Here is a 16147-nt window from a genome sequence, read left to right as displayed (position 1 = left end):
GGCCGGGTGGCGTCACCATCTTTTTTCCTGCGGTCACCGCCGTTCCCATGGGTGCCGCGCCAGACCGCCGCGGTATCTTTCCCGGGACACTCGCGTGTCGACAACGCCGGCCGGACGCTGGCGCTGCTTCGAACGGCGCAGGTCGGTGGCGCCTTCTGGGCCGACGATGATCCATGGCGAAGTACGAGCAACGGCGCCGACGCTCGGATCGTGCAGGCTATCCGCGAGGGTGACGAGGTCGTGGCGGTCGCTGCGCTGGAAGGGGCGGCCTATCGCGATCCCTTCACCGGCGCGTTGATCGACGTCGACGCCGCGATCGGCATCCTGGCCGGTTGGCGGCAAATGATCGACACGAACCGCAGGATCGGTGCCGCGGTGGGCATGGCGCCATGGAAGCGCGACGCGATGCGACAGTTCCTGTGGCATGGTCGCGGCTCGCCTGCATTCGTCGCGCCGGGGGCGGTAGCCGATGCGATCGCGCCCGGTGCTGCCGTCGCCTACTGGCCGTCCCGAGTGCCGCCGGGCTTTGCCGAGCGGGTCGGGCAAGCCGATGCAAGCGCGTGGCAGGTCGAGGATGGCTTCATCCGATCGTCGGGCCTCGGTGCCGAGTGTCGGCCGCCGATGTCGGTGATCGTCGATACCACGGGCGGGATCCACTTCGATCCGGCACGCGAGAGCGCGCTTGAGCGACTGTTGCAGAACCACGTGTTCGACGACACGTTGCTCGATCGGGCGGCACGGCTGCGCCGCCGCATCGTTGCGGCGGGTATTGGAAAATACGGCATCGATCGTGGAGGCCCACGACCATCGTTGCCCACGGGCCGGCGGATCGTGCTGGCGGTGGGGCAGGTGACGGACGATCTTTCGGTCAGGCACGCCGGCGGATCGCACGGCATGATCGATTTCATGGCGCGTGTGCGAGCGTGCGAGCCGGACGCGTTCATCGTTTATCGGCCGCACCCTGACGTAAGCGTCGGCCTGCGCGCCGGTACCTTGTCTGGCGATCGTCACGTCGACCTGACGCTTGCGACGGGATCACTGTTGTCATTGATCGATCGCGCCGATGCGGTGCATGTCGTTTCCTCGTTGACCGGGTTTGAGGCGCTGCTGCGTGATGTGCCGGTGACGGTCCATGGCGCGCCATTCTACGCCGGGTGGGGACTGACGAACGACCTTGGTCCGATACCGCCGCGCCGGACGCGCCGCTTGACGATAGACGAGCTAGTTGCCGCCAGCCTGATCCTGGCGCCGCGCTACCGCGATCCAGTCACGCTCCTGCCGTGTCCGGTCGAGGTATTGGTCGAGCGGCTCGCGGCTGATGCCGGCCGCTCGAGCACGCTGCTGACCGGCTTTCGCCGGACGCTCGGCGCGACGCGGCGGGTGCTGCAGCGGGTCAAGGGCCGCGGCTGATGGAGACTGAGCGGCGCGTCTTTCTCTTCCTGCAGGGGCCCCATGGTTCCTATTTCGCCCGTCTTGCGGGCGCTTTGGCGTCACGCGGCCATACGGTGCATCGTATCAACCTGTGCGGCGGTGATCGGCTCGACTGGCCCGGCCCGGCAACCGATTATCGTGGCACGCTGCGTTCATGGCCGGTCTTCGTCGATGATTTCATCGTCAAGCACGCAATCACCGATCTCGTGCTGTTCGGTGACTGCCGCCCGCATCACGCCAGCGCGCACGGCATGGCGAAGGTGCGCAATTTGCGGGTCCATGTCCTTGAAGAAGGGTACATCCGCCCGGATTACGTGACGTTGGAGGAGGGCGGGGTCAACGGCCACTCGCGGTTGCCGCGCGACCCTGCATGGTTCCGGGCGGAGGCACAGCGCCTGCCGCCCGAGCCGCCGGCGCCGGCTATCCCCGCAAGCTTTCGCCGCCGCGCGATTGAAACGATCCGCCATCTCCTGGCGACGATGTTCCTGATGCCCCTTTATCCCTTCTACCGGACGCATCGGCCGTACAGCCCCTTGATCGAGGCGATCGGCTGGATGCTATGGGCGCTGAATAGCGGGGTCGAGCGACGGTGGTCGCGGCGAACGTTGGATCGCGTGCTGCAGGCGCGCGCCGACCATCCTATCTTCCTCGTACCGCTACAGCTCAACTCCGACTATCAGTTGCGCGTCCATTCGCCGTTCAACGACATGCGTGCGGCGCTGCGCTTCATCATCAAGAACTTCGCCGAGGCAGCGCCGCGTGACGCGCGCCTGTTGGTAAAGCGGCATCCGCTGGACAACGGTCTGATCCCGTGGCGCACGATCACCAATCGTCTTGCCCGCCGTCACGGGGTCGTTGATCGGGTCTTCTATATCGGCGACGGAGATCTGAATGCCATCCTCCCCCACAGCGCAGGGGCTGTGATGGTAAACAGCACGGTCGGCACATTGGCGCTCAATCTCGGCATTCCTGTCGCGGTGATCGGTCACGCGGTCTATGATGTCGACGGCGTCGTGCACCGCGGCGCGCTGGAGGATTTCTGGCCGGCCCCGGCACGCCCGGATGAGACGCTCTGGTCGTCGGTTCGGCGGGTCTTCGTCGACCGATCCCTGATACGTGGCGGCTTCCTCAGCGAGGAGGGACTGGCGATGCTGGTCGAAAACGCCATTCCGCGGCTAACGGCCCCCGTCCGTTCGATCGCCGACAATGTGACGCGGATCGTCCGTTGGCGCTAAGGCCGTTTCGCGCCCCGGCGAAAATGCTGTTCAGCAAGGGTCTGCCAGGTACGGGGCGGCACGACCGGCGGTCACGTCGGCCGATCGTATTTGATTTATCGCGCCTATTGAGTCGTGCGTATTTCACGACGCCGACGGGAATAGATCGCGTCGAATACGCCTATGCCGTGGAACTGCTGAAGCGCGTGCCCGAACGCCTGCGCTTCGCCGCGGTCCATCCGGCAGGTGGCTATTACGGTCGCCTGCCGATCGGCGCGGTGCGGCAGTTTCTGGCGTTCACTCAAGCACGCTGGCAGACACGCGGTGACGCTGCGGCCGATGTTCGCGCCCAGGCGATCCGGCACCTGTTCGCGCTGCGTCCCCGCGCCGTACCGGTCGCCCTTGGGCCGCGCATTTATCTTCAGGCATCGCCGCATCACCTCGAGGATACGCAGCTGGTGCGCAACATCCTGCGGACCGAGCGGGCGCGCATGGTGGCGCTGGTGCACGACGTGATCCCGCTGACCCATCCCGAGTTCGCCCGTCCCAACGGGGCGGCAGAACATGCCCGGCGCATACGATCGATCGACACTTTTGCCGATGGGATCATCGCGAACTCGCAATCGACGCTGGACGCCTTGGCGACACACCTTACCCCCCGCCGCAACCGGATTCTGCGTGTCGCGCATCTGGGCTGCGAGTGGGGCGATGGCCCGGTTTTGCCACAAGGACGCAGCGACGAGCGACCCTACTTCCTGTGCATCAGCACCATCGAGCCGCGCAAGAACCATCTCCTGCTCCTCAACGTTTGGCGGCGCATGGTGGAACGGATGGGGGAGGCGGCGCCACAGCTCGTCCTGATCGGCAGACGGGGGTGGGAGAACGAAAACGTCATCGACGTTCTCGAGCGTTCCGCCCTACTGCGGGGGCACGTGGTCGAGCACGCCGATCTCGATGACCGACGGCTCGGAGAGATGATGGCCGGGGCGCGCGCCGTGCTGCTACCATCGTTCGCCGAGGGATATGGCATGCCGGTGGCGGAGGCGCTCGCCGCAGGGGTGCCGGTGATCGCCAGCGACATTCCGGCGCTTCGCGAGGTTGGCGGGGATGCTCCCGAATATCTCGATCCACTCGACGGTCTAGGCTGGCTCGACATGATCCTCGATTACGCCGCGCCTGACTCGGTCCGTCGCGCCGCACAATATGATCGCCTGCTCAGTTGGTCGCCGGTCGGCTGGGGTGATCACATCGACACCGTCCTTCAGGTCGTCGACGAACTTGCTGACCGGCGCGGTTGATCAGTCGCGGGTCAGCAGCAGCATCTGATCGTCGACAGGCGAGTGCGCGAGCACCTGATGCGCAGTCCGCATCTCAACCCCGCGTTCGAGATCGATGATCCCTAGCGAGAAGCCGTGCGACAGAATCTCGTCGAGGAACTTGGCGGGATCGGCATATCGACCCGAGGTAAATTCGAGCAGAATGGTGAGCGGGCGGTCGGTGGCCAGGATATCGCGTAGCCCCCGCCAAATCGCTTCCTCTGCACCTTCGGCATCGATCTTGATGAAGTCGGCGGCAAGCGCCCCGGGAATACCGTCGGGACGCGCGAGGGGCACCTGAAGCAGCGAGCCACCACTGCCGCCGGGCACGAGATGCGCGTTCTTCGGCTCGTTCGCCGGTACGTCCAGCGCCGCTACGCCGGTCGTGTCGCCAAGCGCAACCTCATGCACCGTCGTGCGGTCGCCGAACCCGTTCACCGCAACCGACCAGCGCAATAGGTCAGCAATCGGTGGATTGGGCTCAAAGGCGTGGACATGGCCGCTTGCACCGACAAGATCAGCCATCAGGACGGAGAAATATCCGCAGTGTGCGCCGATATCGAGCACCGTCATGCCGGGCTTGACGAGCGAGATGATCGCCTCCGTGTTCCACATCTCCCAATAGCCGTCGAGCATCAGGTGGCTTGCGATGCCCACATCGTTCGTATCGACGTACATCTTGTAGCGGCCGAGCACGCGGCAGAGCGCGCGACCTTCCCCAAGATAGGCAGAGTGGCACAATCCGCGGATCACCGCCTCGTGGCGCCACCGCTCACCGCTGCGCAACGACCAGATGTCAAAGATCGCGCCCTGCGCCTCGCTATGGCGTCGGACATCGGCTGGGGTGGCCTGCTGATCCAGGAAGCGCATCATTCTACCTCGCAGGCCCGGTTCTCGGCCACCCAAAGCCCCGCGCTACCACCTTCACGCGCCGTCGTCGTCGGTCGACTTGCGCACGATGATGCCGAACGGTGTGCCGTGTTCCGTGATCTCGCCATGGCGTACCTGGGCGACGATATGGCCGAGCGCAGCGACGCCGAGCGAGACGCGGTTTATCGCGTGGCGATCGAACGCGTCGGACAGCCGCACCATCTGTATCGCCAGTCCCCCCGGACGCAGCCGATCGAGCAACCCCTCGATCGCGCCGATCACTCCCGACGATCCCCCATTTACCAGCACGCCGCTGCGTACCCAGACAAAGTCGAAGAGTTGATCAGTCGGGCCGAGTTGATCGGCTGAGAGGCCGGCTTCGTCATCGGCCGCGGAGGAGACGCTTAGAGACGTAACATCGCAGCCCGCCTGACGCACCAACATCGCTGCGCTATCGCTTGCGGTCGCGATCGAGAGGCCGCGCGCCCCTTCGACAAGTCGCCCGTAGACCTCGAGAACGCGAAAGATATAGGCGGTTTCCCATTGATCAGTGGGCAAATCGGCAGAAGGTGCGCCAGCCATCAATTGCCGGAACTCGGCTTCCTCAATCTGCTCTTGTGTGAAAGCCTGCGATACCGGCCAGGACAGCGTCGGCGCATCGCCAGAGGCCAATGCCGCGACGCGTCGGGCGCGGAGCCGTCCGAACACGCTACGCCTTGATGAGGCGATTTCGCCCTCGTCGGCGCGCGGGCTGATGTCTATCGCGATCGCGCTCGCCGTCGCGACGCATTCGCCGAAGACGTAACCGGTGACGGCGTACTGCGCACCTGCGAGCGCGCGAAAGGGGATCCTAAGCGGTCGGCCCGTTTTTGCGATCGAGGGGAGGAGGGCGGTAAGCTTCCCCTGTTCCGTGACGGCCGGCGTTCCGCCCTCCAGATGCTGGAAGATACGTACCACGATCATTCCGCTGTCGGCGGAGAGACCTTCGAACGAGATTGTCGCAACGGACGGGCCGTCGGGCAGCGTGACATAGCGTGTATGGAAGACATAATTGCCGTCTGCGGACCGCTGGGGCCCACCCAATCCTCTGATGCGGCTACGCTGCGCAGGCCAGTAGCCGAAGGGATCAAGACGCTGTGCGTTCATCGCCGGCGTTCCAAGATTCGGGGGGCGGGATAACAGCCATCACAATTGTCCCTAATCGAGCGCCGCCGCCGCTGGCAATCGTGCCGACACGGCTTGTCACGGCGCAGGCGCTACGCCATGCAGCCGCGATGTTGGGGGCGGCATGATCGGTTGGGGTAGACGCGCGCGTCGCGCCGCGCCGACACCATCCATGCCGCCATTGAGGCCGCTTGCCGCACTGCCGCGGCCAGCCCCGCGTAGTTCGCGGATTGAATCGTCGCCATGGACTGACGATTGGGAAACGCGATCAGATGCGACGGATCGTTGGCATCAAATCGCAACGATGGCGGCAGCCCACGCCGATGCGCGCGACTCGGACAGGCGCCCGTCCGCGCCGTCAGGTTATCCAATTGCCGCCTACGACCTTTTTCGCCGCGATATTCCGGTGCGGCCGCCGCCTCCGCAGACCACCGTCTCCAGAGCATCGGTATTGGTGGTCGTCGATGCGTTGACGGCCCAGCCCTATCTGCTGCGGGAGACGTTGCGCAGCCTGCAGGATCAATCGCATCACGATTGGCAGGCGATCGTCGCAGCGCCCGCGACAGTCCGCGATCATCCAGTTGGAGCTTTCGCGACGACCGATCGGCGGATGTCGTTCGTCGAGTGCCTCACGCCATCTGCGCGTGAAGACCAGCCAGACTATGTTGTCGTGATTGACGCCGGAACGACGATTGATCCCGAGGCGCTCGCCTGGCTGACCTTTGCGTTGCAGCGAACCGGCGCCGCGGCCGCGATCGCCGATCATGATCGCGGTGTCACCGATCCGGTGCATCGCATCCTTCGTGCCGATCCCGGCTTGCACGGGATTTTCGATCCCACTTTGAGGGTAAACGGTTCCCCACCACTGGTTGCTACAATGCAGCCAATCTACGGCGCGATCGGCGAAGTGACGGACGGTGCAACGCTTCGCTCTGCGTTGGTCGCCACGGCGGGAATGGCCGGCACAATCGCCGCGGTTCCGCGCGTACTTGCCACGCGGCTGGAGCTGCCGCTGATCGCGCGTGCGGGCGCGGTGGAGGATAGCGCTACGGCGGCTGACACAGCGTCATCCGATGCGATCCCAGCGCGCGACGATACGGCGATAACAGTCGTCATACCCACGCGGGACTCGCCAGCACTTTTGTCGCGCGCGATCACTTCGCTACGGTCCACTGCGCGCGCGCCCGAACGGCTGGAATTCATCGTCATCGACAATCGCAGTCGTGCTGACGAGTCGATGGCGCTCTTCACCGACTTGGTCCGCAGCGGCGTCGCTCGCGTCACTCCGCTCGACGCGCCTTTCAACTGGTCTCTGGCGTGCAACTTGGGGGCAGCAGCAGGAACAACACCGCTGCTGGCCTTCGTCAACGACGACATCGAAATGCTGTCCGCTGGGTGGGACGATGCCCTCGCAGCGACCCTGAGCGATACTGCCGTCGGCGCGCTAGGCGCCCGGCTGCTGTACCCGAATGCAACGGTACAGCATGCCGGCATGGTGTTCGGCTTTGGTCCGACAGGCGTCGAACACGAAGGGCGGGGCGCCAAAGTCGATGAACGCGGGCCCGGCGGACGCTACGTCGAAGCGCACGACGTTTCCGCGGTCACTGGAGCGTTTCTCGCCGTCCGACGGGAGACTTTCGACGACATCGGCGGATTCGATGCCGCCCGACTGATGGTTGCGCACAGCGACGTCGATCTGTGTCTCAAGGTACGGCAACGTGGTCTCGTCGTCCGCTACTGCCCCGCGATCGAGGCGATCCATGCCGAAGGTGCCACGCGCGGTGTCAACCGAACCCAAAGCGCGATTGCTTGGGACGAGGGCGAGCGCGGCGATTTGATCGAACGCTGGGGTGAGGCGCTGCGTGAAGATCCCGGTGTGAGCCCGTATTGGCAGCGCAGCGTCGCTCCGTTCGCAATGCTGCGTGAGCCTAGTATGCGCGAGATCCTCGCTCACATCGACCGCAGCGTCCAGCCGATGCCGTGGCGGCCGCTCGGCATCGATGCCGACGAGATCCACGTCGCATGAGCCCCTCGACAACGAACTTTCTGATATTTCCGGACTGGAATTGATCGGCATGGCGAACAATCTCATCAGGCAGGCGGCGGCCATGTTCGGCGTGGGGACCGGACAGGTTGATCCCGCAAAGCATCGCCGCCTCGGCGATGAAGCGCGCGATCGAGGCGACTGGCGTGGCGCGATCGATCATTATCGTCGTTTTCTCGAGGCTGATCCGTCTGTTTTTCCGATCTGGGTCCAACTGGGGCATGCGACGAAGGAGGCTGGCGATCTCGACGGCGCCGAACAAGCCTATCGACGGGCGGAGGCGCTTGAACCCGACAATGCCGATCTTGCGCTCAATCTTGGTCACCTGCTGAAGTCCTCACAACGCCGCGAAGAGGCCGAGCGTTACTATCGTCGCAGCTTCGATTTGGATGGAAACGACGCCGCACGTGCGGAGCTACAATCGTTGGGCATCACTCCGACGCGCGATGTTGCCGTTGTCGCGCAGCGATCAGGCGGCGCGCCGGTCGGCGTGATCGACCGTGTCGATGGTTACGAGGTTCGTGGCTGGGCCGTGGAGCCCGACGCTAGCGGTGAGCCCGCGCGCATCGTGATGAGCCTTGCCGGGGGACGGGTGATTGGGCGCGCGATCGCGACGCAGCAGCGACCCGATATTGTGGCCGCGGGTATCACGGAGGGGCCAGCCGGTTTCACGATGATGCTCGATGCGGAGGATCTGGCAGGCGAGACGATCACCGTCGAAGCACGGCTGGCGTCGACCGGCGAGCCACTCGAGGGATCGCCACTGACGATCATGCTGCCGCCGCTGGGCGAGCAGATCGCCGCACGGCGGATCACCAGCGCGCGCTACATCTTTGCCAAGCCGCTCGAAGCGATCGCCGGGGAGCATGCGATCTTCGTCGCCTACGCGCCAACCGGGGTCCTTCAGCCGTTTGTTCGCCGATTTCTTCGCTTACTGGCAGACCAAGGCATTGCAGTATCGCTGGTCGTCAACGCCGACCGACCGGTATTGCTCGACGACGATCTGCTTGCCAGCGTGGCGAGCGCGATGGTCCGCGAAAATCGCGGCTATGATTTCGGTGCGTGGGCACACATGCTGCGCGTGGCGCCGCAGCTCTACGGCGCAGACGCCCTCTACATCGTCAATGACAGCATTTTCGGCCCAACCACCGATGCATCGTTCAGCGAGGCGATCGCTGCGCTGCGCGCGAACACGGCGGACCTCGCAGGCCTGACCGAAACGTTGGAGCGGGGCTGGCACATCCAAAGCTACTTCCTGCGCGTGAACGCCCGGCTGCTATCGTCTTACGCGTTTCAACTCTTCGTCAATTCGGTGCACGTCGTGCTCGACAAGGACGAGGTCATCAACGCCTTCGAGGTGCCGTTGACGACCCGCATCTGCGACGCCGGGTTCACCGCGGACGCAGTGTTCAAGGTCGACGAAGCGCGTAATCCGACACTGTTCGCGTGGCGGCGGCTGCTCGACGCTGGCTTCCCCTTCATCAAGCTGCTGCTGGTGCGTGGCCGGTTCCCACATATCTCGACGCGGGGGCTGGAGAAAGCGTTGGCGCGTGCCGGCTTCGATCGCCAGCTGCTTGAGGCAACACTCGATTATGGAACCGACGAACCGTTGCCGGGCGGGGAGTTTCCGTTGCTCGCCCGGGTCCGCCCGTCCAGCGGCGACGACGATCCGTTGCCCGTCAAACCGTACAAGGTCGCGTTCTACGGGCCGTGGAATTACGACAACGGTCTAGGTTCGGCGAGCCGCGGGATCATCGCGGCTATTCGCCAGGCAGGCGTGCGGTTGAACCTTCATCCGATCCATAAGCCGTTTCATGTGCACAAGCCGCTTACCCCGCCACTCGACGTGATCGACTTCGATGGCCCGGCCGACATCGCGATCGTGCACCTCAACCCGGATTCATGGCATTTGCTGACCGACGACCAGCGCGGCGCGATCGCGTGCGCCGGAAGGCGGATCGGTTATTGGGTGTGGGAAATGGAGCATCTGCCGGCAGCCTGGCGGCGTGACTTCTCCTCCGTCGATCGTATCTGGGCGCCGAGTGCGTACAACGCCGCGCTGTTCGGGGCGCAGGACGAAGCGCCGGTGGACGTTGTGCCGCACGTCGTGCCGGTGACGCCGGACGCGAACCATAGCGGCGCCGCAATTCGACAGGCGCTTGGTCTGCCCACCGACCGACGCCTCATCCTCTACGTGTTCGACGGGGCGAGCTACCTCGTGCGGAAGAACCCTGCCGCACTGCTTCGCGCCTTTGCCGCGAGCGGGCTTGCCGAACGGGGTTGGTCGCTCGTGCTCAAGACGAAGCACCTCATGGATCGCCCTGGCGACGGCGAGGCGCTGGTGAAACAGGCGGGGGCAACCGACGCGGTGATCCTACTCGACCGCTCGCTCAATAACCACGAGCTCGCCGACCTTGTCACGGCGGGCGACATCTACGCCTCGCCGCATTGCGCCGAAGGATTCGGCCTGACCGTGGCGGAGGCGATGGCAGCCGGGCGCGCGGTGGTGGCAACAGACTATAGCGGGACAACGCAGTTCCTCGACGATACGTGCGGCTATCCCGTCAAGGCGGACGCATGGACGCTGGACCGAGACTTCGGCCATTACACCAAAGGCGGCACCTGGGCCCGGGTCGACGAGGATGCTCTTGCCGAAGCCTTGATCCGCGCGGCAGAAAAGATCGATGCAGGCGACACGTCGATCGGTGAAGCCGGCCGCGCCCGCATCGCCGAGACGCTGTCAGTGCAGACGGTCGGGGCCGCCGTGGCGCGTAGCCTTGATGCCGTGGTGCAGCAATCGCGCGACATCCGGCGTATGCCGCCGCGCATCGATGAGGGGGCGGCTGGCGTTCCGCTCGCGGCGTTTGAGCCCGAGGAAGGCCTATCGATCGTCCCGCTTAAGAAGGGCACGCTGCAGCCGGCGGTGGAATGGCCGGGCAAGCTGTCCGACGCGGCGGATGAATGGATCTTGTTCGCGCCTGAGGACTGCGGCCTTCATCCGCTGACGCAGCGCCTGTTGATGCGCCGAGCCGCGGCACGCCCTGACGTCGCGATCTTCTACGCCGACGATGCTGCTTTCGGTGCGGCGACCCTGATCGAGCAGGTTCGTCTTAAACCACACTTCGATCAGACGATGTTCGCCGCGCAGGATTATATCGGCGTGCCGCTCTTCGTCCGCGCCTCGGTGCTGCACGATTTGGGCGGGTGGGACCCAACCCTAGGTGATGCGGCGCTGTACGCTCTCGTGCTGCGCGCGGCGGAGCAGGGCCGATCGATTGATCGCATCGCCGAAGTGGTGGTCGTCAGCAGCGGCGACCGGGTGGTGGCGCCGCGCGATGCGCGACGGCAGTTGATCGGGCAATCGCCGCTTTATGCGGGCTTCCAAGTCGCCGATGGACCGACGGGCGAGAGCCTGCAGCTCGAGCCCCGCCTCACCGGAACGCTGCCAGCGGTAACGCTGTGCGTGCCGACCCGCCGATCGGCAATCGAGGGGAGCACTGGCACCGGAAGCTATGTCGAGCGGCTGCTGCAAAGCCTTGTTGCTGTAGACTGGCCGCTCGATCGGCTGACCGTGCTGATCGGCGATGATGTCGCCGGTCAGCCGGATTGGGAGCGGGCGGCATGGCCGTTCACCGTACGGCGGATCGAGACGCTGCGAGCGCCAGAAGAGCCGTTCAACTTCTCAGCCAAGATGAATCAACTGTGGAGGGCTGCCGACACCGAGATCGTCCTGCTCGTCAACGACGATATCGTGGCGACAGGATCCGGTTGGCTGCGCGCACTCGTTGGGTTCGCGCTCGATCGAGACGTGGGCGCGGTCGGTGCGCGGCTGTTGTTCGACGACGGCACGATCCAGCACGCCGGCGTGTATGGCGGGGTGATGGGGACGAGCGTCCATGCGTGGCTCGGCCGGCGTGCCGGCGCGGCTACCTACATGGACTGGGCGGTGACGCAGCGCGAACTGTCGATGGTGACGGGGGCGATGATCGCCACCCGGCGCAGCGTCCTTGAAGCGGTGGGCGGCTTCGACGAGCGCTTCAATCTCGAGTTCAACGACGTCGATCTATGTCTCAAGATCCGTCAGCTCGGGCTTCGCATCGTATACAATCCCGTGGCCGAACTGATTCACTCCGAAAAGAAGTCTCGCGGCGAGGTGGCGCCACCGGGTGAACAGCTCGCGCTGTTCCTGAGCCGCTGGCAGGAGTGGTTGTCAGACGATCCGGCGCTTCCGCCGCGGATCCGACGCGACATGCTTGATCTAGCGCCCGCCGCTGGTCCGGGCAGCTGGTTCGTCTGATTGCGTCAGTCGATCAGTTCGCCCGCCTGGTCCTGATCGTCGCGCCGCACGCGTCGTCGCGATTGGCGGCGCGGTGAATGGCGTTCCAGCGCAACAGCAACCAACAGGACGACGAAGAGCATCGCGCCGAAAAAGACGATCGTATCCGATCCCCAATCTATATTCGCGAACCTCACCTGCGTTTCCATTCCCATCTCGAGGAGTAGCGAGCGATCGTTATCATCGCTCGTTCGCCACTTCGCTGACCCGCAGCGTGCGCCATGCATCACGAATTGCAAGTAGCCGCTGATGGGCGATATCGTACAGATCGCGATCGCGCTGGTTATGATCCAGTATATAACTGCGTAGCGCGGGAGTATCGGCTACTTCGTTGTCCTGAGTGTTTTCCGTTTTTCGCCGGTGCTCTGAGGGTAACAGGTTATCGCCGAGCAGTCGCGAGAGGATGTTGAACGAAAGCGGATACATCTCGAGCAGCCCGACGAACGCATAGTTTTGATTCAGAAATGCTGCGATCGCATCACGGGTGCGAACATCGTCAGGCAGTAGAAAGCGCGCCATCTTGTCCTGCGTTTCGCGCGCTTCAACATACGTCTCGATCGTCGGAAAGCGTGCAATGGTCTCGCGATACGTGGGGTGCGTCGGCGTCCGGGAATAGCGATAGTCCGAGATCACGCGTTGCACCGGATCGCGCAGAAAGGTGAAGAATCGCGCATCAGGGCGCGCTGCTCGGATCGGCGCCGCCTGTTCCCAGGTAAAATGCCCTGAGCAGGATCGCGCGTCGGCTAATTCAGGCTCCGCGACGAACGTTGCAATCTCCTCTTCCATCGAGGTGAAGGTGACCGTTTCACCGTCAAAATAGCGGCGGTGGATATTGTGATACGGCGGTCGCAGGCGCGCGAGTTCCGCTGACAGCGATGAGCCGGCGGTCTTCGGTATGTGAATGAAAACGCATAACTCGTCGACGAAACGGCCGGCGGCGAGGAAGTCGGCCAATCCGCTGCTACCAAGATCACCGAATGCCACGTTTGCCTGCTCTCCGACTGCGCGCGTCGATGCCACGCGTGCCGCAGCCGCTCAATCGCTTTCAGCAGCCGGCAGCAACGCGACGCCCGTGCGTGCGGCGGCATAGCGCGCGGCGAGATAGTGCGCGCCGACCATCGTCAGTGCGAGAAAGCCAACCACGAGCGCATCGAGCCCCAATATTGCCCATACGATGGCACGCGGCTGGCCCATGGCGCCGTAATTGAGCGCATAATGCACTGCCATCAACGGCACTGCGCCGCCGATCGTATACCCGATCGTGCGCCAGAAGCTGCCCGTCATAATTGCAATCGAGCGGAGCGGACCGATGCTCGAGTTTCCCAGCGGCCAAGCGACGAACAGGGCGGTCAGATAGACGCCGCCGATTGTCGCCAACGCGACTGTCCCTACCGACAAATAGTTCGCAGCAGACCCTTCGATCGACATCAGCGTCGCGATCGACGGACCAAACAGCGCATACCATTGAAATGATGCTTGTATCAGGAACTGGAAGGCGAACAGTCCGACCGCCGGCCAAGCGACACGCTTCGCGCGCGCCTCATCGCGGTTCCACGCCATATATCGCACGAACCAATAGCCCGGAAGGATCAACGCGAGTGTCTTGGCGAAGCCGAGCGTCAAGCGGCGCTGGTCGAGCGAGGCTGCCACGCGATTGCCGTCGAAGAGCCCGAGATCGATTTCAACCACGTGCTGTGCGAATTCGAGGATGACGGGGATCGAGAAGAGGATCGGCAGCGCCAGAGCGAAAGCCGCGCTATCGCGATAGAGACGCCTGATATCAGCCCACATGAAAAGCCCCGCCTTGCGCGGCGGGAATGGCCGGGCGGGGCGGGGCTGGCAAGCGCGGGCGCCGAAAATCAGGCAGTTAACAAGCGCTTGTCACCGGCGAGCTTCATCATCGCCTTTTGCAGCTTCTCGAACGCGCGGACCTCGATCTGGCGAACGCGCTCCCGGCTGACGCCGTAAACCTGGCTCAGCTCCTCGAGCGTCTTGGGATCGTCGGTGAGACGCCGCTCGGTAAGGATATGCTTCTCGCGATCGTTGAGGCTGTCCATCGCGTTGACGAGCATGCCGTGGCGCACGTCGGCTTCCTGCGCCTCGGCAACGACCTGATCCTGCAATGGCGCGTCGTCCTGCAGCCAATCCTGCCACTGACCCTCGCCGTCCTCACGCATCGAAACGTTGAGCGACGTGTCGCCACCCATCGCCATGCGGCGATTCATGCTGACGACGTCCGCCTCGCTGACGCCGAGGTCGGTCGCGATCTTCTGCAGGTTCTCCGGCGACAGATCGCCGTCCTCGAACGCGTCGAGCCGCGCCTTCATCCGCCGCAGGTTGAAGAACAGCTTCTTCTGCGCCGCGGTGGTGCCCATCTTCACGAGGCTCCACGAGCGCAGGATGAATTCCTGAATCGAGGCGCGAATCCACCACATCGCGTAAGTCGCGAGACGGAAGCCGCGATCCGGCTCGAACTTCTTCACACCCTGCATCAGCCCGATGTTGCCCTCGCTGATCAGCTCGGACACGGGCAGGCCATAGCCTCGATAGCCCATCGCGATCTTCGCGACGAGGCGCAGGTGGCTGGTGACGAGTTGCGCCGCCGCCTCCGGATCGCCATGTTCCTGGAACCGCTTGGCGAGCATGTACTCCTGCTCGGGCGCCAGGATCGGGAACTTCTTGATCTCGGCGAGATAGCGGTTGAGGCTCTGCTCGCCGCCGAGTGCGGGGATCGTCGCTGGGACGTTTCCGCTTGCCATGGTACGTCGTCTCCCTTTCCGGAGAAGCGTTTGCCGCGTCGCAGCGAAACGCTTTGGTCCTATACGTCGAGTTGACTGAACAGTTCCTGCATGTCGGCAGGCATGACGCTGTCGAAGGTCAGCATTTCGTTCGTTATCGGGTGAACGAACCCGAGCCGCGCCGCGTGCAGTGCCTGGCGGTGGAACGCCAGTTCATCAAGTGTACGCTTATGAACTTGTTTCGTTCTACCATAGGCCGGGTCTCCCAGCAAGGCGTGGCCGATCGACGCCATGTGCACGCGCACCTGATGTGTTCGCCCGGTTTCGAGCCGGCATTCGACTAGCGCGGCCTCGCGCAGCCGATGCTCAGTGCGGAAATGGGTGACGGCGCGCTTGCCGTTGGCGACGATCGCCACCTTCTTCCGGTTGTGCGGCGACCGTGCGAGCGGCGCATCGACCTTCCCGTCAGGTGGCATCGGCCGCCCGGCGACGATAGCCTTGTAGCGGCGATCGATCGAATGGTCGGCGAACTGCTTCGCGAGCCCGACGTGCGTGCGATCGGTCTTCGCGGCAACCATCAGCCCCGACGTGTCCTTGTCGATGCGGTGAACGATTCCGGGCCGCGCGACGCCGCCGATGCCGGAAAGCGAGCCGCCGCAATGGTGCAGCAGTGCGTTCACCAGCGTGCCGTCGAGATTGCCTGCGGCGGGGTGCACGACCAGTCCCGCGGGCTTGTCGACGACAATGAGATGCTCGTCCTCGAACGCGACGACGAGCGGTATGTCTTGTGCCTCGTTGTGCGCCGGCGCAGGCGCGGGAACGGTAACCGAGAATTGCTCGCCGGCGCTTGCCCGCTTCGCGGGATCGCGCACCGCCACGCCGTCGCGCGTTACCTGACCCGCGTTGATCAGCACCTTCAATCGTTCGCGCGACAGCGTCGGCACGACGTCGGCCAGCGCGCGATCGAGGCGCCAGCCATCGGCCGCCGCCGCGATCGTCGCTTGAATGATGGAAACCCCCCGGTCCATGTAGGT

12 protein-coding genes are annotated in these 16147 nt (G+C 64.4%); 5 read left to right on the top strand and 7 right to left on the bottom strand.

The features are described 5' to 3' along the window. The first annotated feature begins 6 nt into the window (after positions 1 to 6). The 3 genes from B7L05_RS08005 to B7L05_RS07995 are packed head-to-tail and all read left to right on the top strand — an operon-like array spanning position 7 to position 3943. On the top strand, positions 7 to 1410 hold the full coding sequence (locus tag B7L05_RS08005) for a hypothetical protein (protein WP_144037177.1): 1404 nt from the start codon (positions 7 to 9) through the stop codon (positions 1408 to 1410). Then, a complete protein-coding gene (locus tag B7L05_RS08000) occupies positions 1410 to 2666 on the top strand; it encodes a capsule biosynthesis protein (protein WP_375601250.1) in 1257 nt (418 codons plus the stop codon). The genes B7L05_RS08005 and B7L05_RS08000 overlap by 1 nt, the downstream gene beginning before the upstream one ends. Continuing rightward, on the top strand, positions 2657 to 3943 hold the full coding sequence (locus tag B7L05_RS07995; protein WP_375601249.1) for a glycosyltransferase family 4 protein: 1287 nt from the start codon (positions 2657 to 2659) through the stop codon (positions 3941 to 3943). Before B7L05_RS08000 ends, B7L05_RS07995 begins: the two co-directional genes overlap by 10 nt. Here B7L05_RS07995 and B7L05_RS07990 read toward each other — a convergent pair whose 3' ends face one another. After that, positions 3944 to 4834: an FkbM family methyltransferase gene (locus B7L05_RS07990; RefSeq protein WP_218775996.1), complete on the bottom strand. Its 891-nt coding sequence runs from the start codon at positions 4832 to 4834 to the stop codon at positions 3944 to 3946. It abuts the gene before it with no gap. A gap of 51 nt (positions 4835 to 4885) precedes the next feature. Continuing rightward, complete coding sequence (locus B7L05_RS07985) at positions 4886 to 5977, bottom strand: hypothetical protein (protein WP_144037176.1); 1092 nt, start codon at positions 5975 to 5977, stop codon at positions 4886 to 4888. A 322-nt stretch (positions 5978 to 6299) separates the two neighbouring features. Between B7L05_RS07985 and B7L05_RS07980 the strand changes: the two genes are divergently transcribed. Beyond that, on the top strand, positions 6300 to 8021 hold the full coding sequence (locus B7L05_RS07980) for a glycosyltransferase (RefSeq protein WP_179187156.1): 1722 nt from the start codon (positions 6300 to 6302) through the stop codon (positions 8019 to 8021). Between the two features lie 49 nt (positions 8022 to 8070). Continuing rightward, on the top strand, positions 8071 to 12336 hold the full coding sequence (locus B7L05_RS07975) for a rhamnan synthesis F family protein (RefSeq protein ID WP_179187155.1): 4266 nt from the start codon (positions 8071 to 8073) through the stop codon (positions 12334 to 12336). A gap of 5 nt (positions 12337 to 12341) precedes the next feature. Here the strand turns inward: B7L05_RS07975 and B7L05_RS17415 are convergent, their stop codons facing one another. The 5 genes from B7L05_RS17415 to B7L05_RS07950 form a co-directional block, all read right to left on the bottom strand. Next, on the bottom strand, positions 12342 to 12512 hold the full coding sequence (locus B7L05_RS17415) for a hypothetical protein (RefSeq protein ID WP_179187154.1): 171 nt from the start codon (positions 12510 to 12512) through the stop codon (positions 12342 to 12344). Between the two features lie 43 nt (positions 12513 to 12555). Then, positions 12556 to 13359 carry a sulfotransferase family 2 domain-containing protein gene (locus B7L05_RS07965; RefSeq protein WP_179187153.1) on the bottom strand — a complete coding sequence of 268 codons (804 nt, stop codon included), beginning with the start codon at positions 13357 to 13359 and terminating at the stop codon, positions 12556 to 12558. Between the two features lie 51 nt (positions 13360 to 13410). Further along, entirely contained in the window at positions 13411 to 14166 is a 756-nt protein-coding gene (locus B7L05_RS07960; RefSeq protein WP_085809730.1) for a hypothetical protein, read from the bottom strand. A 68-nt stretch (positions 14167 to 14234) separates the two neighbouring features. Then, positions 14235 to 15134 (bottom strand): RNA polymerase sigma factor RpoH, encoded by a 900-nt coding sequence (rpoH, locus tag B7L05_RS07955; protein ID WP_085809729.1) that lies wholly within the window; start codon positions 15132 to 15134, stop codon positions 14235 to 14237. A 59-nt stretch (positions 15135 to 15193) separates the two neighbouring features. Beyond that, a complete protein-coding gene (locus B7L05_RS07950) occupies positions 15194 to 16141 on the bottom strand; it encodes an RluA family pseudouridine synthase (protein WP_085809728.1) in 948 nt (315 codons plus the stop codon). Between the last annotated feature and the right edge of the window lie 6 nt (positions 16142 to 16147).

Source organism: Sphingomonas sp. TZW2008 (assembly GCF_002117915.1).
Taxonomy (GTDB): Bacteria; Pseudomonadota; Alphaproteobacteria; order Sphingomonadales; family Sphingomonadaceae; genus Sphingomonas.
The sequence above is the reverse complement of the archived record's forward strand: the minus strand, read 5'-3'. Positions and strand labels throughout refer to the sequence as shown.